Raw genomic sequence first — 22,458 nt, forward strand, 5'->3', positions numbered from 1 at the left:
CTTTACGCCTCCTTTCGAGGAGCAACGACGACGGTGATGTGGGAAGTACGCTTCAGAATGCGAGAAGCGGAACCCTTGGCGCGGGGACGGATGCGCTTAAGCGTCGGACCCTCGTCAACATAGGCAGCGGCGACAACCAGGTTGTCGGCACGCAGACCGTTGTTGTTCTCGGCGTTCGCAACGGCGGAACGGAGAACCTTCTCGACATCCACGGCGACGGCGCGGTCGCAGAAGTGGAGGATGTCGAAGGCCTGAGCGACAGGCTTGCGGCGGATCAGATCGACCACCAGGCGGGCCTTGCTGGGGGAAACACGCACGTACTTAGCGACGGCGCGAACCTCGGTGGCCTCAGTTTCAATAGACTTAGTTGCCATTTACGGTTAACCCCCTATTTGGCCTTGTGGCCACGGAACGTACGAGTCGGCGCGAACTCGCCGAGCTTGTGACCAACCATGGACTCGGTAACATACACGGGCACATGCTTGCGGCCGTCGTGGACGGCGATGGTGTGACCAACCATCTCGGGGAAGATGGTGGACGCGCGAGACCAGGTCTTCACGACGTCCTTCTTGCCAGCCTCGTTCATCGCGGTGATACGCGAGAGAAGGCGAGTCTCCACGAACGGGCCCTTTTTGAGACTTCTGCTCATAAGTGCTTTCTCCTAAAACTCGGTATCCGAAATTACTTCTTACGGCGACGAATGATGTGCTGGTTCGAGACCTTCTTCTTCTTGCGCGTACGAAGGCCCTTCGTCGGCTTACCCCAGGGGGTAACAGAGGGACGACCAGAGGTGTGGTTCTTGCCCTCGCCACCGCCGTGCGGGTGGTCGACAGGGTTCATGACGGTACCGCGGACGGTCGGGCGCACGTTCATGTGACGCTTACGGCCGGCCTTGCCGATGACGATGTTGGCGTGATCGGCGTTGCCGACCTCACCGACGGTGGCGCGGCAGGTAACGAGGATGCGGCGCATCTCGGAGGAAGGCATACGGACGATAGCGTACTTGCCCTCCTTACCCATCAGCTGGCAGGAGTTACCGGCGGAACGGGCGATAGCAGCGCCCTTGCCCGGCTGGAACTCGACGGCGTGGATGAGCGTACCGACGGGGATGTCGGCGAGGGGCAGAGCGTTGCCCGGCTTGATGTCGGCGTCAGAACCGGACATGATGGTCTGGCCGACCTCGAGGCCCTTGGGGGCCAGGATGTAGCGCTTCTCACCGTCAGCGTAGTGCAGCAGAGCGATGCGAGCGGAACGGTTCGGATCGTACTCGATCGTGGCAACCTTGGCGGGCACGCCGTCCTTGTTGCGCTTGAAGTCGATCACGCGGTAACGACGCTTCACGCCGCCGCCCTGGTGGCGGGTGGTGATGCGGCCGTTGTTGTTACGACCGGCCTTCTTGGGCAGGGGCTCGAGAAGAGACTTCTCGGGCTTGGTGCAGGTGATCTCGGAGAAATCGGAGATCGTCTGCCAACGCCTACCAGCGGAGGTCGGCTTAAGGTGCTTTACAGCCATTACAATCCCTTTCAATAGGAATCCGTTAGCCATCGCAGACAGGGATTCGAGGTTCTGCCTCGGGTGCGATGACACCGGACGTATACACGGTTCCGGGCGTGTCCATTTTATACGCCCGAAACCTTGAGCTCTCGCCTCCCCTATTTGGGAGGCATGAGCTCACTCAACAGCAGCGAGTCTTAGGCCTGGTTGCCAAAGACCTCGATGGTGTCGCCCTCGGCCAGCGTGACGATGGCCTTCTTCCAAGAACGGGTCTTGCCGGCGACATAGCGCACGCGCTTGGTCTTGGGCTTGACCGTCAGGGTGTTCACGCGAACGACCTTGACGCCGAAGATCTCCTCGACAGCGTCCTTGATCTGATACTTGTTAGCATCCTTGGCGACCTCGAACGTGTACTTGTTCAGCTCCATGCCGGAGAAGGAACGCTCGGACACGATCGGACGGATGATGATCTCGTGGGCGGTCATTTATGCAAGCACCTCCCCGAAGTGAGCGGCGATGTCGGCGGGCATCAGCACAGCGTTGTTGTTGACGAGATCGTAGGTGTTGGCCTCGTCAGCGGTGATGATGAACGTCTTGGGAATGTTGCGGAACGACAGGTAGGCGTTGACGTCCTCATCGCGAACGATGATGGTCAGACGCTTGCCCTCAAGGCCGAGAGCCTTGAGCATGGCGACGGCAGCCTTGGTGGAAGGCTTCTCGAAGCCGTAGTCGTCGACGAGCACGAGCTCGCCATCGGCCAGCTTGGCGGACAGCGCGGAGCGCATAGCCAGCTTGACCTCCTTGTTGTTCATACGCTTAGCGTAGGAACGGGGCTTGGGGGCGAAGACAACGCCACCGTGACGCCACTGGGCAGCACGGATGGAACCCTGGCGGGCACGGCCGGTGCCCTTCTGACGCCAAGGCTTCTTGCCGCCACCGGAAACCTCAGAGCGGCCCTTAGCAGACTGGGTGCCCTGACGCCAAGAGGCCATCTGGCACTTGACGATGTGGTGCATAACGTGGATGTTCGGCTCGATGCCGTACACCTCAGCGGCGAGCTCGGCCTCGGCGACCTTCTTGCCCTCGCTGTTCTTTACTTCAAACTTTGCCATTTAAGTGTTCTCCTTGGTATGACGCTGGGCTAAATGGGCTGGGCCCTTAGGCCATACGGATGGCGACGAGACCATTCTTGGCACCCGGGACAGCGCCCTTGACCAAGATGAGGTTCTGCTCGGCATCGATGCGGACAACGGAAAGGTTCTTGACGGTAACGCGCTCGTTACCCATGTGACCGGCCATCTTGACGCCCTTGAGGACGCGCGCAGGATAGGCGCACTGACCGATAGAACCGGGGTGACGCTGGAAGTGAGAACCATGCGTCATAGGACCGCGGCGCTGACCCCAGCGCTTGATGCGACCCTGGAAGCCCTTACCCTTGGAGGTACCGATGACGTCGACCTTCTCGACATCAGCGAAATCAGCGACGGTGACGACCTCGCCGACCTTGTGCTCCTCGCCGTTCTCGACGCGGACCTCACGAAGGAAGCGGACAGGCTCGACGCCAGCCTTGGCGAAGTGACCAGCCATGGGCTTGTTCACGTTCTTGGCCTTGATGTCGCCGAAACCGATCTGGACGGCGTCATAGCCGTCGGTTGCCTGAGTTTTAACCTGCGAGACAGCGCAGGGGCCAGCCTGGATGACCGTGACGGGAACGACGTTATCGTCCTCGTCCCAAACCTGGGTCATGCCAATCTTGCGGCCGAGAATCATGCTGATCAAGATATGATCCCAACTCTCGCGTGGTCTTGGGACAATGCGTACACCACCGAGCGTACGCCCCTAGAGGACCACTACTTACACGACGTGCTCCCCAGTCTTGTATTGCGCCCGGACTACCTGACAACCCTATTAAGCAGGCATTTTGTCCAGCCAGAATACTCCCCTGGTTACACACAGCTGTTTAGTATACACGGCTGCGGGCGTATCCATCGAGATTCATATTTCACTCACATTGTTTACGCAGGTAAAGTGCGTGGATGGCTCCCGAGCACGGCGGAGGGCCGGAGAAATATATTAAGGTCATCGCGAGTTCCGCACGCAAAGGAGAGCACTTAATGTGCTCTCCGTCTTGCGCAGGACTGTAGAGCAGGGACCTTAATATATTTCTCCGGCCCTCCGCCGTGCTCGGGAGACGACACGTTGATGTCTGCTTAACTCTGCTCGCTCAGGCTAATGACTTTGTTGGGGGTCCACTATTTGCTGGAGGGTGAACTTGCATTGCATTGGCTCGCCCTCTACTTGTGGCTCCGCCTCATCAAAATCGAAAATCATAATGGCGCAGTTGGGGAGTTTTGTTGGGAGCTCGAAGCCCTCTGGGGCTGCAGCCTTGATGAATTGGCGGCTGGCGCTGCCGTGGCTTACTGCTAGAAGGGTTTCGATGCCCTCAGAGCCCATGAGATTGGTGAGGGTGCCTACCATGCGCTCTTGCAGCGCGCGGCTTCCTTCTCCTCCGAAGGGGACCAAGTCCTCGCCTGGATCCCAGACGTCGGTTGGTAGGGCGTCGTGGGGGCCTTCTTCGAAGGTGCCGTAGCTGCGCTCGATGATGCCTTCGCAGGGCTCGACTGCTGCATCCCGGCCGAGGAGTTCGGTTGCGACGAGACTTGCCGTGTCCATGGCTCGGCCTAAGGGCGAAGAGACCACTTTGTCGGGAACGACGTTGTGGGCTTTGAGCCACGCGGCTGCCATCCCGGCTTGCTGACGACCCAGGTCGGTCAACGGAGAATCGCAGCGGCCCTGGACGAGCTTTTTAACGTTGAATTCTGTCTGACCGTGGCGGAGTAGATATAGACGCTTCATGCTCTCCCCTTCTGTATAACTTGCTTTGCTGGCACAGCCCTACTCGTGGGTATGGCCTACGTAGTCTTCGTCGATCGTGATCTTGGCGACCGACTTGGGATATTCCGATTCGACCCGTTTCGCCAGCGCGCGCTTCAGGTCCTCGGCGCTCATCGCCAAATCCGAGGGACGTACGCAGTCAAAGATCACGTTGGTATGCGTGGGGCCCGGAACACAGCGTAGGTCGTGGATCGAGAGGCGGCTATCAATCTCTTGAGCCATAGCGTTGATGCGCAGACGCATGCTCGCCACCTTTGGATCGTCGGTCACGATGGGATCGTAATGGAGCGTGACGATCATGCCGTCTTCGACCCTAAACGACTGCTCGATGTTATCGAGCGTGTCGTGACTTTCCAGCGGGCTGGCCTCGGCTGCCATCTCGGCGTGAGCGCTTGCGAACTTTCTGCCTGGGCCGTAGTCGTGAACCATCAAATCGTGAACGCCCAAAACGCCGGGGTAGCTCATGATTTTGTCTCGAATGTGCTTGACCAGCTTAGGATCGGGCGCCTGGCCCAAAAGCGGGCTCATCGTATCCTGGATGAGTTCAAAGCCGCTCCAGCCAATATAGGCGCCAACGGCAAGGCCGACCCATGCATCTAGATTGATATGCGTCACCTGCGAAACAATCGCGCACGCCAACACGGCGCCCGTGGCTAGAACATCGTTCTTGGAATCCTGCGCGGTCGCATGCAGCGTCTCGGACTCAATGCGATCGCCGAGTTTTTGGTTGAGGGCCGCCATCCAAAGCTTTACGACCATCGAAAGCGCAAGGACTGCCACCAGGGCAAGCGAGAACTCGACAGGTTCGGGGTGGATGACGCGCTCAACCGAGGACTTGATAAGCTCAAGGCCGATCAGCAGCACGAGCGCCGCCACGACCAGACCCGAGAGATACTCGTAGCGGCCATGGCCGTAAGGATGCTCGGGGTCGGCCGGCTTGCCCGCCAGCTTAAAGCCAAGCACGCTCACGATGTTCGAGCTGGCATCAGACAGGTTGTTCATAGCGTCCGCCACAATCGAAACCGATCCCGACAGCACGCCAATTGCACCCTTCGCAGCGCATAGTGCCACATTGGCGAGAATACACACCATGCCCGTCAACGTTCCCACGCGTGCACGGTCGCCCTGCGCACGACGAACAATCCACTCGACCATCTGCATCCGCCCCCACGGTACTACCTATATATCTATTGCTCAAACGGATTGTAGTGTAGCCACTTTGTCCCCCAGATACAAAAAGGCCGCAACCCACACGGGCCGCAGCCTTGGAATATGACAAAGGAATCGTCCTTTTGTCGCACAGATTTATGCGCTTGCTTCAGCAGCGCTCGCCACTGTTTCGAGCGAATCAACTTCGTCTTCTGCCGCCTGCACCTTTGTCGGCACCACGCCAAAACAGCAGCTCAGCGCCGCAGACACCGCAAATGCCGTGCCACCGGCAGCGCAGCACCACAGCAGGTCCGAAATGCCGCCCGTGGCAAAGCCAATGACCATAAGGACATTCGTCATGCCGATGGTATAGGCCGTAACGTGGCCCACGGCCGCAACAAGGCCTCCGACGGCGCCGCCAATGGCCATGCATGTCAGACACCTGCCATATTTAAAGCCGCAGCCGTACAGCGCCGGCTCGCTTACGCCGCCAAGCACGCCCGAGATCGAATAGCCCAGCATGAGCGCCTTCTCGTCCTTATCCACAACGCGGAGCGACGCGCCAAAGGGCATGCCCCAAACGGCAAACGTCGCCATCGTCGCAGCGATCAGAATGCACGAATCCGTTCCCACACTCATAAACTGCGCATAGGCGAGCGATAGGACAACGTTGCTGACACCCGCGATCTTAAGAAACTCCCAACCCGCGGCAAGCCCCATAAGCGTGAGCAGCGACACGATGCCACCGGAATTGCCAAGCATAAACATAAGCTGTCCCAACAGCATGCCCAGATAGCTGCCCGCCGGCGCCGTAATACACAGCGAGACCGGAACCATGACGAGCATGGTTGCAAACGGAACAAACGAAAACGCCACAGCCTGAGGGATAGTGCGCTTAAAGAAACGCTCCACCTGCCATAGCACGGGCACCGAGATGAGAACCGGAATAACAGTCGTCGTGTAATCGTTGACCGGCGCGGGAAGCAGACCATACACGAAAGTCATCGCTGCCCCCGTCGTCGATGCGGCATCGACGAGCTTAAGCAGATCGGGCGCAATCAATACGCCGCCCAGCATCATGCCCAGCTGCTCCGAGCAACCGAGCTGGCGGGCGGCCGCCCAACCAAGATAAATGGGCAAAAAGTAGTAGCCGGCGTTATAGAGCCAACTGTAGAACAGGCGATAGATTTCGGAATCGGCAGACCACAGGCCCAGCATGCCTTCGCCCATAATGACGGCGGCGGTGCGGAACAACGCCGCGCAAACAATAAACGGCAGCGCCGACATCATGCTTTTGGACAGATAGTCCACCACGGCCATGGCGTTTGATGAAACCGTCGTTGTAAACGAGGTGTTAGAAACTTGTGACATGGAACGCCTTTCCCAATGTGACATGCGGGCTGTCCCTTTGTCACATCGTGCGGTACTGACCGATTGCGCGGTACTTTTCGTAGCGGAGGTTTGTGAGGGTCGCGTCGTCGAGCTGCCCAAGCGTATCGAAGGCATCAAATGCCGAGGACATGACGGCACCGGCGATCTCCTCATGCGACAGGCCCCTATCGTCAACAATGCCATCGATAATGCCGAGCGCCAACAGATCGGGGGCCGTGAGCTTAAGCGCCTCGGCGGCCTCATTCGCGCGCTCGGTATCCTTCCACAGGATCGACGCACAGGCCTCGGGGCTCACGACCGAATAGGCCGAGCTCGAGAGCATCAGGATGCGGTCGGCCACGGACAGCGCCAGCGCGCCACCAGAGCCACCCTCGCCTGTCACAACCGAGACAATCGGCGTCTTAAGGCCGCTCATCTCCATGAGATTCTGGGCAATCGCCTCGCCCTGGCCGCGCTCCTCGGCACCGATGCCGCAAAACGCGCCCGAAGTATCGACCAGGCACAGAACCGGTCGACCAAACTTTTCGGCCTGGCGAATAAGGCGACGCGCTTTGCGGTAGCCCTCGGGATGCGCCATGCCAAAGTTGCGGCGCATGCGCTCTTTGGTCGTGGTGCCGCGCTCGATAGCGATAACCGTCACGGGACGTCCGTCTTTCCAGCCAATGCCACCCACCACGGCGGCGTCGTCACCAAAGTAACGGTCGCCGTGCAGCTCCACAAATCCATCCAGGCCCAGCGAGATCATCTCGCCTGCCGTGGCGCGATCTGCCGAGCGGGTCTGCTTGACAATCTCGAGCGCGGTTTTTGGTGCCGCCGAGCGCTTAAACAAGTGTCCCAGCTTTTTGCCGCGACGACCCATATGCACGATCTCATGCGGAGCCCCTAGGCCGGGCGCGCGCCCTTCGTGCAGCGCCAGCAGCTCGCCTACCGTGAGCGCAATCTCGCCACGCAGAACAACGGCATCGCAAAAGCCGTGCTCCAGCAAAAACTCGGAGCGCTGAAATCCCTTGGGCAGGCGCTTGTGCATGTTCTGCTCGATCACGCGCGGGCCGGCAAATGCCGTCAGGGCATCGGGCTCGGCCAGGATAATGTCGCCCTCCATGGCAAAGCTCGCGGTTACGCCGCCGGTCGTGGGGTCGGTGAGCACCGTGATATACAGGCCGCCCGCCTCGCTGTGGCGCCTAACCGCCGCAGAAATCTTGGCCATCTGCATAAGCGATGTCACGCCCTCTTGCATGCGCGCACCGCCCGAAACGGTAAAGCCGACAACTGGCAATCCCAGCTCGGTCGCATGCTCAAATGTGCGACAGATCTTCTCGCCCACCACGGAGCCCATCGAGCCCATCATAAAGTTGGCATCCATAAAGAAGAGTGCGGTATCGCAACCGCAGATTTTGCCCCTGCCGCACACAACGGCATCGCGCTCGCCCGAACGCTCGCTCACGCTCTTGAGTTTGTCGGCATAACCGGGAAACGAGAGGAAGTCCTCCGACGCCAGATTAGCATCCCATTCCTCAAACGTGCCCTCGTCGACCGTCATGCGCATACGGTCGCGCCCACTCACGCGAAAGTGCTTGCCGCAACGGGGGCACACCTCGAGGTTGTCGTGCAGGCGTGCCTCATCGATCACACGGCGGCACTCCGGGCACTTGATAAACACGTGGCGCGCGGGAAACTCGGCGCATGACTCGGTCATCGGCCCCTCGAGGACGTTGACCGTCTTCGCTTTCCTATTCATCAGCATAGAGATGCCCCATCAGATCGGTGTGATACATGCCCGACAAGAACTCGTCGTTTGCCAGCACGTCGAGCTGAAGCTCGCTGTTTTCGCTCACGCCCCCAATCACGAGCTCGCCCAGGGCCGAGCGCATCTTGCGAATGGCGCCGTCACGCGTGGGCGCACACACGATGAGCTTGCCGAGCATGGAGTCGTAGTACGGCGGAACTTTCGCACCGGTAAACATGGCGGAATCCCAGCGCACGCGCGGGCCACCCGGCACACGCAACGCGGTGACCGTTCCGCACGACGGCAGAAAGTCCGGCGTTTCGGCATTGATGCGGCACTCCATGGCGTGGTTGCGCACCGGCATGTCCTCCTGCTCAAAGGGCAGAGGCTGGCCGGCTGCCACGCGCAGCTGCCACTTGACCAAGTCGGTATCGGTTACAAACTCTGTAACCGGATGCTCCACCTGCAAGCGCGTGTTCATTTCCATAAAGTAGAAATTGCCGTCGTCCGAGTACAGAAACTCGATGGTGCCAGCGCCCTCATAACCGACGGCACGAGCCAAGTCGCGCGCCGCCTTGTGCATACGGGCACGAATATCGTCGCGTCCGTCGAGGCACGGCGCGGGGCTCTCCTCGATCAGCTTTTGGTTGCGGCGCTGCACCGAGCACTCGCGCTCGCCGAGTGAAAACACATGGCCCTGCTTATCGGCCATAATCTGTACCTCAACGTGATGCGCCGGCGCGACGAACTTCTCCATGTAGCACTCGCCGTCGCCAAAAACGGCCTCGCCCTCGGCACGCGCCTCGATGAACGCCTTTGCCGCGTCTTCCACGCGCTCGACCTTGCGAATACCGCGACCGCCACCGCCGGCACGCGCCTTGATGAGCACGGGACAGCCGATGCGCTCGGCCTCGGCCGTCGCCTCCTCGGGGCTTTTGAGCAAATCGCAGCCCGGCACGATGGGCACGCCCGCGGCAGCAGCCGTTCGGCGTGCGGCGTCCTTGTCGCCCATGCTGTCGATCACCTCGGCCGAAGGACCGACAAACGCCAGACCGAACTTGTCGCAGTCGCGCACGAAGCTCGCCTTCTCGGAAAAGAAGCCATAGCCGGGATGAATTGCCTTAGCTCCCGACTTTACGGCACAGGTGAGCACGGCATCGTCGTTGAGGTAGCTCTCGGCAAGACGCGGGCCGCCGATGCAATACGCCTCGTCGGCAAGCTGCACGTGTAGCGCGTCCGCATCGGCCGTGGAATAAACGGCGACGGTCTTGATGCCCATATCGCGGCACGCGCGGATAACACGGACCGCGACTTCGCCGCGGTTGGCGATGAGCACTTTGTCGAACATGGAGCCTTCCTTAACTTTCGTGCATGAGTGCAAAAGACATATCGGCGCGGCAGCAAACCTCACCGTTGACGCTCGCAATACCCGTCGCAAAGCGGAACGGCCCGCGCGCACGCGTGATGGAGCACACTAGATCCACCGTGTCGCCCGGGCGCACCGGACGCTTAAAGCGCACCTTGTCCAGACTCGTGTAGAACGGCGTCGCGCCGCGCGCCTCCTCATCGCCCATCAGCAGCACGCAGCAGTTCTGGGCGAGCATCTCGCACTGAATCACGCCGGGAACGACCGGGTTTCCCGGAAAATGTCCCTGCAAAAAGTACTCGTCGCCTGTAATCGTGATCTTGCCGTGGGCCTCGTCGCCCACCAGCTCGGCTTCGTCGAGCAAAAGCATCGGCTCGCGATGCGGTAACAGCTTCTTGAGCTCTTCTTTGTTCATGGATATCACCTATCCGATCCTCATGAGGCAGCTGCCAAACTCCACGAGGTCGCCGTCGGCCACGCAGATCTCGAGCACCTCACCGTCTGCCTCGGCCGTCACCTCGTTGAGAACCTTCATGGCCTCGATGATGCAGAGGGTCTCGCCGGCCTTGACCTTGGAGCCCACGCGCACAAACGGCTCGTCGCCCGGCGCCGGGGCAGCATAGAAAACGCCGACCATGGGAGCGGTCACCTCGGTGCCCTTGGGCTCCGGTGCGGCGGCAGGCATGGCGACAGGAGCCACCGCCGAAGCAGTCACGGCACCCGGCATAGGCATGGGCACGGCAACCGGCTGCGCGGCACTCGCGCGCTCGAGTTCGACCGCGGTGCCATCGGGCTCCTCAACGCGTACGCGCGTGAGGCCGCGGTCCTCCATAACATCGGCTATCTCGGCAAGTCTTTTGGAATCCATGCTCTAGCTCCTTGCATATCTACGCAGCGCGATGGCGGCGTTGTGCCCGCCAAAGCCCAGGTTGGTCGAAAGCGCCCAGGTAAGGTCGGCGCGAACCGCGCGATTAGGCGTGTAATCAAGATCGCAGGCGGGATCGGGCGTGTGGTAGTTAATGGTCGGGGGCACCACGCCCTGCTCGAGCGCCATGGCACAGGCCATGACCTCGATGGCACCCGTGGCACCGATCATGTGCCCGGTCATCGACTTGGTCGACGAGACATGTGCGGCGCGTGCCGCGTCCTCGCCGAGCGCCCGCTTAATGCCCGCCGTCTCGGACGAATCGTTGAGCTTGGTCGAGGTACCGTGGGCGTTGATGTAGAGGCCCTCGGAAGGCTTGACGTCGCCCTCGGCTACCGCCAGCGATATCGCACGGGCAATGCCCGCGGCATCGGGGTCGGGGCTCGTAATGTGATAGGCATCATCGGTGTTGCCGTAGCCCACGACCTCGGCATAAATGTGCGCACCGCGCGCCTGCGCATGCTCCATGCTCTCGAGCACGAGCACGCAGGCGCCCTCACCCATCACAAAGCCATCGCGGTCTGCGTCGAACGGGCGGCAGGCCGTCGCGGGATCGGGGTTGGTAGTCAATGCGCGGCAGGACGTAAAGCCCGCAACGGCATCGGGGATAATGGCCGCCTCGGCGCCGCCCGCGAGGATCGCGTCGGCATAGCCGTGCTTGATGGCACGGAACGCCTCGCCCACCGCATGGGCCGAGGTCGCGCACGCGGTCACCACGGGCAGGGTCGGGCCCTTTGCCTTGTGGCGGATTGCGATATTGCCCGAAGCCATATTGGGGATCATCATCGCAATCATGTATGGCGATGCGCGGCGGGGCCCACGATCGGCGATCGTGTGGACGTTGTCGACGAGCGTTTGCATGCCGCCCACACCTGAACCCACGTAGACGCCCAGGCGCTCGCGATCGATGGCGCCTTCGACATCAAAGCCCGCATCGTGCATGGCCTCGTCCGACGCCGCCAGTGCAAACTGAACGCAGGGGTCCAGGTGCTTGGCATCGTGCTTGCCAAAGTAGTCGTTGCCGTCAAAGCCCTTGACCTCGGCCGCCACCTTGACGGCAAACGCATCCGTATCGAAGTGCGTGATCGGGCCGATGCCGCACGTGCCGGCGCACATTGCCGCCCAGGTGGCAAGCGCGGTGTTGCCGAGCGGCGAAACGGCACCGATGCCGGTGATTGCAACTCTCTGTTCCATCATGGTCTCCTCATCCAAGCCGTTCTTCGGCCCTGGTTTCTACATCGCCATTCCGCCATCGACGCGCACGACCTCGCCCGTAATGTAGGCAGCCGCATCGCTCGCCAAAAAGCGCACCACGCCGGCCACTTCCTCGGGGCGTGCCATGCGCTTAAGGGGAATCTGCTCCTCGGTTGCCACACGCACCTTCTCCGAGAGCTTTGCCGTCATATCGGTCTCGACAAACCCAGGAGCGACCGCGTTCACTCGTACGCCGCGGGGCGCAAGCTCGCGCGCCACCGCCTTGGTCAGGCCGATGACGCCCGCCTTGGAGGCAGCATAGTTGGCCTGCCCGGCATTGCCCATCAGGCCCACAACCGAGCTCATGTTGATGACGCAACCGCCGCGCTGGCGCATAAAGGTCTTGGTGAGCGCACGCGTCGTGTTGAACGTGCCCTTGAGATTGACATCGAGCACGCGGTCGAAGGTATCGTCGCCCATGCGCATGAGCAGGCCATCGCGGGTGATGCCGGCGTTGTTGACAAGCGCCCAAATGGAGCCAAAGTCGTTGAAGACCGTCTCCACGCACGCGTTGACGGCATCGGGGTCGGCCACGTCACATTGATATGCACGCGCCGTGGCGCCAGCCGCCTCACAGGCTTCGCACGTCTCGCGTGCCGCATCGACGCTGCCGGCATAGACGACGGCGATATCGTAGCCATCCTCCGCCAGGCCCACGGCACAAGCGCGGCCGATACCACGCGAGCCGCCCGTGACCAGCGCCACGCGACGCGAGTCGTTGCGCTCGAGCGCGCCGTTGTTCAAGTTGCCCATGTCATTCCTTTCGGGTTACAGCTCTGTGGGCTATGCGAGCTCGTCGGCAATAGCTGCGACCTGTTCGGCCGTTTCGCACGAATACACGCGAACGTCGCTCAGCGTACGCTTGACCAGGCCCGACAGCGTTTTGCCAGGACCGACCTCAATAAACGTGTCGATGCCCTGATCCTGCAGAGTATGCAGCGTGTCGGCCCAGCGAACGGCATGACTCACCTGGTTGGCCAAGACATCCGATGCCGCTCGCGGGTCCGCCGGATAGGGCGCCGCCGTCATGTTTGCCATGACCGGAATCAGCAGCGGAGACGGCGCGTGGCCGTCTTGGATATACGTCGCCAGCCCCTCAGTCGCCTCGGCCATATAGGGGCTATGAAATGCACCCGACACCGCGACTTTCATAGCGCGGCCGCCAGCCTCTTTTACTAGGACGTCGAGCTCCTGCAGCGCCTCAGGCGCTCCGGCAACAACCGTCTGCTGCGGACTGTTGTAGTTGACTGGCCAGCAGTCCTCGCCGGCCTGTTTTGCCAGGCCCTCGACTTGCGCCGCATCGAGTTTGATGACGGCGCGCATGCCGCCGGGGTGACGCTCGGCCGCCGTGGCCATCAATGCCGCGCGCTCACACACGAGCTCAAAACCCGCTCGCGTATCGAATGCCCCCGCGAAGGTGAGCGCTGCGACCTCGCCCAGCGAGAATCCCGCACAGGCGGCAGGTACCACGCCGCGCTCACGCAGAGCGGCAGCCGCTGCCAGATCGTGAACGAACACGCACGGCTGCGTGTTCTCGGTCTGCGAGAGTTCCTCCTTGGAGGCGCTTCGGCACTGCTCACTGGTCCCCGGGCGCACCTCGTCGGCAATGGCGAACACCTCGGCGGCCGCCGGCGATGCCTCGATCAGGTCGACGCCCATCGCGGGGTGCTGGGCGCCCTGGCCGGCAAACAGAAACGCTACGCCACCCATGCGCACGCACCCTTCAGGACGCGCTCGGCGCCATCGACCAGGTCGTCAACGATTTCACGTGCACTTTGGCGTTCGTTGACCATGCCGGCAATCTGTCCACACAAAAACGAGCCCTCTTCGTAATTGCCGTCCTTTGCGGCTTTACGAAGCGCGCCCGTGCCCATGGCCCCGAGCTCCTCGGGGCTTGCGCCCGCCGCCTCGTTCTTGGCATACGCGTTGGTGAAGGGGCTCTTGAGGGCGCGAACCGGATGCCCCGTCGAGCGACCGGTCGCACGCGTCGACGTATCGCCTGCCTTGAGCACCAGCTCTTTGTACTGTTCGGATACGGTGCACTCGTTTGCGACCAGAAAGCGTGTTCCCACCTGGACGCCGGCAGCGCCGAGCATAAAGGCGGCCGCCACACCACGGCCATCGGCGATGCCGCCGGCAGCCACGACGGGAATGTCGACTGCATCGACGACCTGCGGCACCAGTGCCATCGTCGAGGTCTCGCCAATATGGCCGCCCGATTCGGTGCCCTCGGCAACCACGGCAGTGGCTCCGCGACGCGCCACGAGACGCGCCAGCGCCACAGATGCAACAACCGGGATGACCTTGACGCCCGCCTCGTTCCACGCCTTCATGTACTTGGTGGGATTTCCGGCGCCTGTCACGACGACCGGCACTCGCTCGTCAATAACGACCTGCGCGACCTCGTCGGCAAACGGGCTCATGAGCATGACGTTGACACCAAAGGGCTTATCCGTCCTGGCGCGCAGCTCGTGAATCTGGTCGCGCAGCCAGTTGGCGTCGGCGTTCATGGCCGCGATGATCCCTAAGCCGCCCGCCTCGGACACAGCGGACGCCAGCGAGGCGTCGGCAATCCAGGCCATACCGCCCTGGAACACGGGCTTTTCGATGCCGAGTAGATCGCAAAGAGGAGACTTGAGCATCACTACTTCTCCAATGCCGCCTCGACCGTATCGGCGAACTCGCCGACCGTCTTGGGGTTCTCCTCGGTATCGAGCTGGATGCCAAACTCGTCCTCGACGGCGACGAGGATCTCGACGGTGCCCAGACTGTCGAGACCAATCTCCTCGAGCGTGGACTCGGGCTTCATCTCGACGTCGTCAAGGCCAGCGGTCTCGCGGATAACGTCGCAAACGCGCTCGAAGGTCTTCTGATCTGCCATGGTAGTTCTCCTTTGTTTGTGCCCTAGGGGCGTTTTTATTTCCTATGTGCGACTACTTCCAACGAAGCAGATAGCCACCTATATCCAGGCCGGCGCCAAATCCAACGAGGGCGATGGTGTCGCCCGCATTCAGTACGTCAGTGCGTGCCAGCCGGTCAAGCGCAAAGGGAATGCAGGCGCTCGAAATGTTGCCGGTCTCGCGTAGCGTTCGAACCACGCGCTCGTCTGGCACACCGAGGCGCTTGACCGCCTGACTCAGGATTCGTTCGTTAGCCTGATGGAATACAAAATGATTGATGTCTTCGACCGAAATGCCCGCATCGCTCACAAGCCTATGGACCGTGTCGCAGATGGCATTGACGCCGAACTTGAACACACGACGACCGTTCATGGACAGCACGCTCTCGCTATCTGCGGAAGCCTTAAACGGCGAGGTGCCGACCAGACCGGGAACGCGCAACGTCTCGACGTCGGGCGCCGTCGAAAGCTCAACAGCAAGGGGGTTGTCTCCCCCAGTCTCTATCACTGCGGCGCCTGCACCATCGCCAAAAAGCACGCAGGTGGCGCGGTCGGTCCAGTCGAGCGCGCGCGTCATCTGCTCGGCAGCAACGACAAGCACATGCTTGGCTCGTCCTCGGGCGGTATAGCCCTCGGCGACATCGAGCGCAAATACGAAGCCGGCGCAGGCAGCCGAGACATCGAAAGCAGGGCACGTCGCGCCTAGTCGCTCAGCAACGGCACACGCCTCAGCGGGAACAAGGTGGTCACCCGTCGTCGTCGAGCAGACGATCAGATCCAGCTGGCTCGCATCGATTCCGGACGTCTGGAGCGCTTGCTCGCTCGCTGCCACGGCAAGGTCGTCGAGTGACTCGGTGGTGCACACATGGCGGCTCTTGATGCCTGTGCGGGTAAAAATCCACTCATCCGAGGTATCGAGGAACTCGGACAGCTCGTCATTGGAAACACTGCGCTTGGGAAGCGCCGAGCCTGTTCCAAGAATCGTGAAACCCATCACTAACCTCCTTTGAGTTGTTGACGTGTTTACATCGACCAAGAGAGGATAGCGCATATTAGTCGTTGTTGACGTGTTAACATTAAAATGTCCAAATGCGACAAAGGCTTCACATTGTGTCTATCTCTCGACACCATTGCGCGATTGCCTTATCAACTTAGGAGGTAGCAGCCGTTATGGATGCCAAATTAACGATAGTCGACGTAACCGGATCGACCAACGATGACCTGCTCGAAGCAGGTAAACAGGGAGCGCCGCACGGCACAGGGCTTGCCGCCCGGGCTCAGACAGCAGGACGCGGCCGGCGCGGGCACAAATGGGATTCAACCGCCGGCAACTTATTGCTTTCGATTGTCCTGCGTCCATGCGTTAATCCTGCAAAGTACTCTGGTCTTGCCGCCGTCAGCGGCCTAGCGGTGCTCGAGGCGCTCGAAACGCAAGGTCTTGCAAACGAGATTGGCCTCAAATGGCCCAACGACCTGGTCGCGCGAGGGTGCAAACTCGGCGGCATCTTGGTCGAGGCGGCACGCGATAACGAAGGCAAACCCTTCGCCGTCTGCGGCATTGGCGTCAATGTGAACTATGTGCCCTCAAAGGTTCCCGATGGCGGCCTGCCGGCAATCGGCCTCTCGGATCTCAACGAGAACGTTCCCGCCGTCGATGTGTTACTCAAGGAGGTCTATCACGCGGTCGTGAACGCCGTAGATGCGTGGGCAGAGCATCTCAAGGCCATGGAAGAAGACACCGGACCGCTCGCGCCCGTCCAAGGCGAATATATCGCTCACCTCAATTGGATTGGGGAGCACGTTATCGCCCGCTCCCCCGCTCGGGACGAGCTGGCGCGAGGCATCTTTAAAACCGTCGATGCCTTTGGACGCGCGTGTATCGAAACGGAAGACGGCTTGCGATCCTTCCATTTTGAGGAGGCATCGCTGCGCCCCTTGAACGAATAGGGCGCCGCAGGCACCTGCTCGGCAGCATTACCCGGCAGTCCAAACCATCATTCAAAACAAAAGAGCCCCGCTACCAACATGGCAGCGGGGCTCTGTAAGCTATGAGCGATATCGCTTAGAGCTTGATGTCGATGTCAACGCCAGCGGGGAGGTCGAGACGCATGAGCGAATCAACGGTGCCCGAGGTGGGGTCGAGGATGTCGATGAGACGCTTGTGGGTGCGCATCTCGAACTGCTCACGGGAGTCCTTGTTCACGTGCGGCGAGCGGATAACCGTGTACAGGTTGCGCTCGGTGGGCAGGGGGACAGGACCGGAAACGCGAGCGCCGGTCTTCTGAGCGGTCTCGACGATGAGCTTCGCGGACTGATCGACGACCTCGTGATCATAGCCCTTGAGGCGAATGCGGATCTTCTGGGTAGCCAACTTAAACCTCCAAAGAGTGCGAGAGATGTTCTCGCGGATTACGTAACAGGGAGCTCGAACTTAGGCGTTCTTGCTCATGACCTCGTCCACGATGGACTTGGGCGCGGGCTCATAAGAGTCGAACTGCATCGTGTAGGATGCACGGCCCTGGGTCTGGGAGCGAAGGTCGGTAGCGTAACCGAACATCTCGCCCAGCGGCACCTTGGCACGGATGAGCTTGGTGTTCTTGCGATCCTCCATGCCCTCGATCTTGCCGCGGCGACCGGAGAGGTTGCCCATAACGTCGCCCATGTACTGCTCGGGGGTCTCGACCTCGACAGCCATGATCGGCTCGAGCAGCTGCGGATCGGACTTCTTGAGGGCGTCCTTGATAGCCATGGAACCGGCGATCTTGAAGGCGGCCTCGGAGGAGTCGACCTCGTGGTAAGAACCGTCGAACAGGGTGACCTTAACGTCGAGGACCGGGAAGCCGGCGATAACACCGGTGTTCAGGGCCTCCTGGATGCCCTTGTCGATGGACGGGATGTACTCCTTGGGCACGACGCCGCCGACGATAGCGTTGACGAACTCGTAGCCGAAGCCCTCCTCCATCTTCTCGAGCTTGATGACGGCGTGGCCGTACTGACCGCGACCGCCGGACTGACGGACGAACTTGCCCTCAGCCTTCTCGACGTCGTGACCAGCGGTCTCGCGGTAGGCGACCTGGGGCTTACCAACGTTAGCGTCAACCTTGAACTCACGGAGCAGACGGTCGACGATGATCTCGAGGTGCAGCTCGCCCATGCCGGCAATGATGGTCTGGCCGGTCTCGTGGTTGGTGGACACCGTGAAGGTCGGGTCCTCCTCGGCGAGCTTGGTCAGAGCCAGGGACATCTTGTCCTGCTCGGCCTTGGTCTTGGGCTCGATGGCAACGTCGATAACGGGCTTAGCGAACTCGATCTTCTCGAGGACGATCTCCTTGCCCTCGGCGCACAGGGTGTCACCGGTGGTGGAGTTCTTGAAGCCGACGCAAGCGACGATGTCGCCGGCGGCAGCGTCGTCACGGTCGATACGCTCGGCAGCGTTCATCTCGAGGATGCGGCCGAGACGCTCGCGCTGACCGTTGGAAGCGTTGATCACGTAGGAGCCGGACTCGGCACGGCCGGAGTAAACGCGGACGTAGGTGAGCTTACCGACGAACGGGTCGGTCATGATCTTGAAGACCAGGCCGGAGAAGGGCTCGTCGAAGGAGGGATGACGCTCGATCTCCTCGCCGGTGTCCGGATCGGTACCGGTGACGGCCTCGACGTCGATCGGGCTGGGCAGGTAGTCGACGACAGCGTCGAGCAGCTCCTGAACGCCCTTGTTCTTGTAGGCGGAGCCCACGAAGACGAGGTTGAGCTCGTTGGCCAGAACGCCCTTGCGCAGAGCAGCCTTGAGCTCCTCGACGGTGAAGTCCTCCTCCATGAGGATCTTCTCCATGAGCTCGTCGTCAAAGCTGGCAGCAGCGTCGAGGAGCTCCTCGCGCTTGGTGGCAGCGATGTCGGCGAACTCAGCCGGGATCTCGTCCATCGGCTCGGGGTAGGTCATGCCCTTCTCGTCGGCCTTGAAGTCCCATGCAGTCATGGTGACCAGGTCGATGACGCCCCAGAAGTTGTCCTCGGCGCCCATCGGGACCTGAGCGGCCACGGCGTTGGCGTCGAGACGATCCTTCATGGTCTCGATAGCGTTGAAGAAGTCAGCGCCCACGCGGTCATACTTGTTGATGAAGGCGATACGGGGGACGTTGAAGGTAGAAGCCTGACGCCAAACGGTCTCAGACTGGGGCTGAACGCCGGCAACGGCGTCGAAGACGGCGACAGCGCCATCGAGGACGCGCAGGCAGCGCTCGACCTCGGCGGTGAAGTCAACGTGGCCCGGGGTGTCGATGATCTGGATGCGGTAGTCGGTACCGTCCTTCTTCCAGAAGCACGTGGTGGCAGCGGAGGTAATGGTTACGCCGCGCTCCTGCTCCTGAACCATCCAGTCCATGGTGGCAGCGCCCTCATGGACCTCACCGATCTTGTGGGTCTTACCGGTGTAGTAAAGAATACGCTCGGTCGTGGTGGTCTTACCGGCATCGATGTGAGCCATGATGCCGATGTTACGGGTATCGGAAAGCTTGTACTTAGGCTTAGCCATGTTAGTTCCTTACCTTAACTTACCAACGATAGTGAGAGAACGCGCGGTTGGCCTCGGCCATCTTGAAGACGTCCTCACGCTTCTTGACGGAAGCGCCCAGGCCGTTGGAGGCGTCGAGGATCTCGTTGGCGAGACGCTCGGCCATGGTCTTCTCCTTGCGAGCGCGGGAGAAGTTGACGATCCAGCGGATACCCAGAGCGGTGGAACGACGGGAGTTGACCTCCATCGGGACCTGATAGGTAGCGCCACCGACACGCTTGGGCTTAACCTCGAGCGTGGGCTTGACGTTGTCCATAGCCTTCTTGAAGGTAGCGAGAGCGTCGCCACCCTCGGACTTCTCGGCAACAATCTCGAAAGCGGTGTAAACGATGCGCTCAGCGGTGGCCTTCTTGCCGTCAAGAAGGACCTTGTTGATGAGCTGAGTCACCAGGCGGTTGTTGTAAACGGCGTCAGGCTGAACCTCACGACGATTAGCTGCTGCACGACGCGGCATGTGAAATCTCCTTAAGTGTCTACCGTGCGGCGCTTAGGCGGAACACGGCGAAAGTATCAAAACGTTATCTGGCTTATTTAGCCTTGGGGCGCTTAGCACCGTACTTGGAACGGGCCTGCATACGGTTCTGGACCGGAGCAGCGTCGTAGGCGCCACGGATGACGTGATAACGGACACCAGGGAGGTCACGGACACGACCGCCGCGGACGAGCACGATGGAGTGCTCCTGCAGGTTGTGGCCCTCACCCGGGATGTAAGCAGTAACTTCGATGCCGTTGACGAGGCGAACACGGGCAACCTTACGAAGAGCCGAGTTCGGCTTCTTGGGGCTCGTGGTGAAGACGCGGGTGCACACGCCGCGCTTCTGGGAGTTGTGCTGCAGGGCAGCGTTCTTGGACTTCTTGGGCACGGAACGACGGCCCTGGCGAACCAGCTGGTTAATAGTAGGCAAAGCGTACTCCTTCTCGAATGATTCCAGCTTTCTGTAAAGTGCAACGGCTTGAATCGAGGGGTCAGCATCCCCCTACGAAACACGCAGTTCGATAGGATACGTGGCGTTAGCTGTGCCGTCAACAGACCACGCCGCCGGGCGTATCCCAAAATATGCACATTTCCGCAAAGCCTACACAAAAGGAATCCCCTCCTGTGCGCAAGGGCCGCTTCCCACGAGGGAAGCGGCCCCAGACCTTACGAATAGACGATGGTAAAGGGTACTTCTGTTTCGGTCTCTCCTGTTGATGTGTATCTCGTTCCCTCGAGGGTTACCGAGACCACTTGGTCGACATCAATCAACTTCGTTGGCACCCAGATGTTCTCTCCGCTATTGCGCGCATAAGAAAAATATAAGTTGAACACCCCTGCGTCGTCATCTTCGACAATCTGCTCCGATCCATCCTTGTAGCTGACGGTCAGCTTATTATCAACTGCTTCATAGCCCAAATCATCAATGTGCGTCTGGATGGAAAACGGGCTGATCTCGAGAGGCGAGTCACCGGAGCGGAGTTCCTTTGTATCGACGTACGCTCCAATATTGAACTCGGGTGTCGACGCCTCAAACTGCCTCGCACTCCCACCTTCACCCTCGGTCCAGTGGATATTCCAGGTGACCGCATGTTGAAAATCTCGCTCGCGATCCATAGCGGCAAAGTACATCGTGCCATTAATGACCGTGTCACTTGATGTGTCCTTATCAATTGTGCTGCGTGTGTCAGCCCATTCCTCGCCGAACTTCATGTCGGGCGTGCCGATGCCTTGTTCTTCTTCACCATAGAGAACAAGTTCGCCAGTCTCTGCTGCCGGCTTGTAGTAGTTAACACCATTTGGATTGGACAACGTAAACGTCACGGCACCGCAACCGTTTTTATCGATAGCCATATCATGAATGTCGAGTGTATAGCCGTTGCCCTCGACGGACAGATTGACCTTCTGTACTGAACCCTCCAAGCTTTGGGGCGCGATACCATCACCAAACTCTCTGGTGTAGGTATATTTAGTCCCCGACGAGCCACCTTGAGTCCAGGTAATGGACTCTCCGTTGCCATGGTTTCCCCAGGCAGAGGCAAAATAACTGGAATTGACGACGGCGTAGGCGACCCCTCCGGTCGCCAGCACTCCGGTAAGGCATCCGATCACGGCAACATACAGAGGCTTCGCGTGACCCTTTCGGCGAAGCGGCTCACCAGCAGCGGCATAAAGAACACGGTCAGCAAGATCGCTATCGGCTTGGACGGACTCGAAGGCCTGCTTGATTTGGTTGGATTTCACGGTCGCCCTCCTCTAGGATGAACTTGAGTTTCGATCTGCCGCGAGCTAAACGCGTTCGAACGGTCGCGGCTGGCACATGCAATAACTCGGCAATCTCTGAAGTCGAGAAGCCCAGATAGTAATAGAGCACGATGGGGATACGGAATCGTTCCGGAAGCCGCATGACGTCTAATAGGACGGCCTTGGTCTCATCCTGCGCCGTCGAAAGCGAATCGGCCAGGTTCTCAATGTCCTCCACACGCCTCCATGGCTTTCGAAAGAGAGATTTGCATTCATTGATCGTGACCCGGATAAGCCATCGACGAAGATGTTCCCAGCTTTCAAATTGCGCATCGCTTTTGAGTAACTTCAGAAAGACGTCTTGAGCGACATCGTCGGCGTCGGCGCGATCACGCAGGTACGTCAACGCGATCCGAAACACGACATCCCGGTGATCTTCGACTGCCTGTCTAAATGTTTGTTCTTCCATAATCACCTCCCGGTGACGTTAATGGTTCTCGATGAGGCCCTCACCATAGATACGCTTTGACCGAACAGAATGTTTCAAATTCAAGCAGGAAAAACCTACCA

The 22,458-nt window shown here is 60.3% G+C and carries 26 protein-coding genes; 1 reads left to right on the plus strand and 25 read right to left on the minus strand.

Annotation, left to right across the window (positions count from 1 at the left end; all coding sequences use genetic code 11):
- Nucleotides 1–2: 2 nt before the first annotated feature.
- The 19 genes from rplV to I2H81_RS00745 form a co-directional block, all read right to left on the minus strand.
- The gene (rplV, locus tag I2H81_RS00655; protein ID WP_006235036.1) at nt 3–374 is read right to left on the minus strand and encodes a 50S ribosomal protein L22; all 372 of its coding nucleotides are present in this window, start codon (nt 372–374) and stop codon (nt 3–5) included.
- A 14-nt stretch (nt 375–388) separates the two neighbouring features.
- On the minus strand, nt 389–649 hold the full coding sequence (rpsS, locus tag I2H81_RS00660) for a 30S ribosomal protein S19 (protein ID WP_006235035.1): 261 nt from the start codon (nt 647–649) through the stop codon (nt 389–391).
- A gap of 32 nt (nt 650–681) precedes the next feature.
- Nucleotides 682–1,512, minus strand: coding sequence for a 50S ribosomal protein L2 (gene rplB, locus I2H81_RS00665; RefSeq protein ID WP_055250219.1), 831 nt, complete (start codon nt 1,510–1,512; stop codon nt 682–684).
- 179 nt (nt 1,513–1,691) lie between these two features.
- On the minus strand, nt 1,692–1,979 hold the full coding sequence (gene rplW / locus I2H81_RS00670; protein ID WP_022094197.1) for a 50S ribosomal protein L23: 288 nt from the start codon (nt 1,977–1,979) through the stop codon (nt 1,692–1,694).
- Entirely contained in the window at nt 1,980–2,606 is a 627-nt protein-coding gene (gene rplD, locus I2H81_RS00675; protein ID WP_006235032.1) for a 50S ribosomal protein L4, read from the minus strand.
- A gap of 46 nt (nt 2,607–2,652) precedes the next feature.
- A complete protein-coding gene (gene rplC, locus I2H81_RS00680; protein ID WP_035137484.1) occupies nt 2,653–3,273 on the minus strand; it encodes a 50S ribosomal protein L3 in 621 nt (206 codons plus the stop codon).
- Between the two features lie 450 nt (nt 3,274–3,723).
- Entirely contained in the window at nt 3,724–4,350 is a 627-nt protein-coding gene (locus tag I2H81_RS00685; protein ID WP_195644144.1) for a histidine phosphatase family protein, read from the minus strand.
- A 39-nt stretch (nt 4,351–4,389) separates the two neighbouring features.
- A complete protein-coding gene (locus I2H81_RS00690; protein WP_229107984.1) occupies nt 4,390–5,544 on the minus strand; it encodes a cation diffusion facilitator family transporter in 1,155 nt (384 codons plus the stop codon).
- Between the two features lie 150 nt (nt 5,545–5,694).
- Nucleotides 5,695–6,909: a PTS fructose transporter subunit IIB gene (locus tag I2H81_RS00695; protein ID WP_195644147.1), complete on the minus strand. Its 1,215-nt coding sequence runs from the start codon at nt 6,907–6,909 to the stop codon at nt 5,695–5,697.
- 40 nt (nt 6,910–6,949) lie between these two features.
- Complete coding sequence (gene accD, locus I2H81_RS00700) at nt 6,950–8,668, minus strand: acetyl-CoA carboxylase, carboxyltransferase subunit beta (protein WP_229107985.1); 1,719 nt, start codon at nt 8,666–8,668, stop codon at nt 6,950–6,952.
- Nucleotides 8,661–10,004, minus strand: a complete 1,344-nt coding sequence (locus I2H81_RS00705; RefSeq protein WP_195644148.1) for an acetyl-CoA carboxylase biotin carboxylase subunit — start codon at nt 10,002–10,004, stop codon at nt 8,661–8,663. The genes accD and I2H81_RS00705 overlap by 8 nt, the downstream gene beginning before the upstream one ends.
- Before the next feature lie 10 nt (nt 10,005–10,014).
- Entirely contained in the window at nt 10,015–10,437 is a 423-nt protein-coding gene (gene fabZ / locus I2H81_RS00710) for a 3-hydroxyacyl-ACP dehydratase FabZ (protein WP_195644150.1), read from the minus strand.
- Between the two features lie 9 nt (nt 10,438–10,446).
- The gene (accB, locus tag I2H81_RS00715) at nt 10,447–10,890 is read right to left on the minus strand and encodes an acetyl-CoA carboxylase biotin carboxyl carrier protein (RefSeq protein ID WP_195644153.1); all 444 of its coding nucleotides are present in this window, start codon (nt 10,888–10,890) and stop codon (nt 10,447–10,449) included.
- Between the two features lie 3 nt (nt 10,891–10,893).
- Entirely contained in the window at nt 10,894–12,141 is a 1,248-nt protein-coding gene (gene fabF / locus I2H81_RS00720) for a beta-ketoacyl-ACP synthase II (RefSeq protein WP_195644155.1), read from the minus strand.
- Nucleotides 12,142–12,180: 39 nt separating this feature from the next.
- On the minus strand, nt 12,181–12,954 hold the full coding sequence (gene fabG, locus I2H81_RS00725) for a 3-oxoacyl-[acyl-carrier-protein] reductase (protein WP_195644157.1): 774 nt from the start codon (nt 12,952–12,954) through the stop codon (nt 12,181–12,183).
- A gap of 30 nt (nt 12,955–12,984) precedes the next feature.
- On the minus strand, nt 12,985–13,911 hold the full coding sequence (locus tag I2H81_RS00730) for an ACP S-malonyltransferase (protein WP_195644159.1): 927 nt from the start codon (nt 13,909–13,911) through the stop codon (nt 12,985–12,987).
- Nucleotides 13,899–14,843, minus strand: a complete 945-nt coding sequence (gene fabK / locus I2H81_RS00735) for an enoyl-[acyl-carrier-protein] reductase FabK (protein WP_195644163.1) — start codon at nt 14,841–14,843, stop codon at nt 13,899–13,901. Before fabK ends, I2H81_RS00730 begins: the two co-directional genes overlap by 13 nt.
- A 2-nt stretch (nt 14,844–14,845) precedes the next feature.
- Nucleotides 14,846–15,082: an acyl carrier protein gene (locus tag I2H81_RS00740; RefSeq protein WP_006235019.1), complete on the minus strand. Its 237-nt coding sequence runs from the start codon at nt 15,080–15,082 to the stop codon at nt 14,846–14,848.
- 52 nt (nt 15,083–15,134) lie between these two features.
- Complete coding sequence (locus I2H81_RS00745; protein ID WP_195644164.1) at nt 15,135–16,094, minus strand: 3-oxoacyl-ACP synthase III family protein; 960 nt, start codon at nt 16,092–16,094, stop codon at nt 15,135–15,137.
- Nucleotides 16,095–16,270: 176 nt separating this feature from the next.
- Here I2H81_RS00745 and I2H81_RS00750 point away from each other — a divergent pair, with 176 nt between their 5' ends.
- Nucleotides 16,271–17,047: a biotin--[acetyl-CoA-carboxylase] ligase gene (locus tag I2H81_RS00750; protein WP_195644165.1), complete on the plus strand. Its 777-nt coding sequence runs from the start codon at nt 16,271–16,273 to the stop codon at nt 17,045–17,047.
- Nucleotides 17,048–17,162: 115 nt separating this feature from the next.
- Here I2H81_RS00750 and rpsJ read toward each other — a convergent pair whose 3' ends face one another.
- The 6 genes from rpsJ to I2H81_RS00780 form a co-directional block, all read right to left on the minus strand.
- The gene (rpsJ, locus tag I2H81_RS00755; RefSeq protein ID WP_022094184.1) at nt 17,163–17,471 is read right to left on the minus strand and encodes a 30S ribosomal protein S10; all 309 of its coding nucleotides are present in this window, start codon (nt 17,469–17,471) and stop codon (nt 17,163–17,165) included.
- Nucleotides 17,472–17,531: 60 nt separating this feature from the next.
- Nucleotides 17,532–19,631, minus strand: a complete 2,100-nt coding sequence (gene fusA, locus I2H81_RS00760) for an elongation factor G (protein ID WP_195644167.1) — start codon at nt 19,629–19,631, stop codon at nt 17,532–17,534.
- Nucleotides 19,632–19,650: 19 nt separating this feature from the next.
- Entirely contained in the window at nt 19,651–20,124 is a 474-nt protein-coding gene (rpsG, locus tag I2H81_RS00765; RefSeq protein WP_006235013.1) for a 30S ribosomal protein S7, read from the minus strand.
- A gap of 73 nt (nt 20,125–20,197) precedes the next feature.
- Nucleotides 20,198–20,575 (minus strand): 30S ribosomal protein S12, encoded by a 378-nt coding sequence (gene rpsL, locus I2H81_RS00770; RefSeq protein ID WP_006235012.1) that lies wholly within the window; start codon nt 20,573–20,575, stop codon nt 20,198–20,200.
- A 236-nt stretch (nt 20,576–20,811) separates the two neighbouring features.
- Nucleotides 20,812–21,888: a DUF4179 domain-containing protein gene (locus tag I2H81_RS00775; RefSeq protein WP_195644169.1), complete on the minus strand. Its 1,077-nt coding sequence runs from the start codon at nt 21,886–21,888 to the stop codon at nt 20,812–20,814.
- A complete protein-coding gene (locus tag I2H81_RS00780) occupies nt 21,839–22,357 on the minus strand; it encodes an RNA polymerase sigma factor (RefSeq protein ID WP_195644172.1) in 519 nt (172 codons plus the stop codon). The genes I2H81_RS00775 and I2H81_RS00780 overlap by 50 nt, the downstream gene beginning before the upstream one ends.
- Nucleotides 22,358–22,458 lie beyond the last annotated feature (101 nt).

The sequence above is a fragment of the Collinsella aerofaciens genome, from assembly GCF_015561195.1.
In the GTDB taxonomy this organism is placed as follows: domain Bacteria; phylum Actinomycetota; class Coriobacteriia; order Coriobacteriales; family Coriobacteriaceae; genus Collinsella; species Collinsella aerofaciens_AC.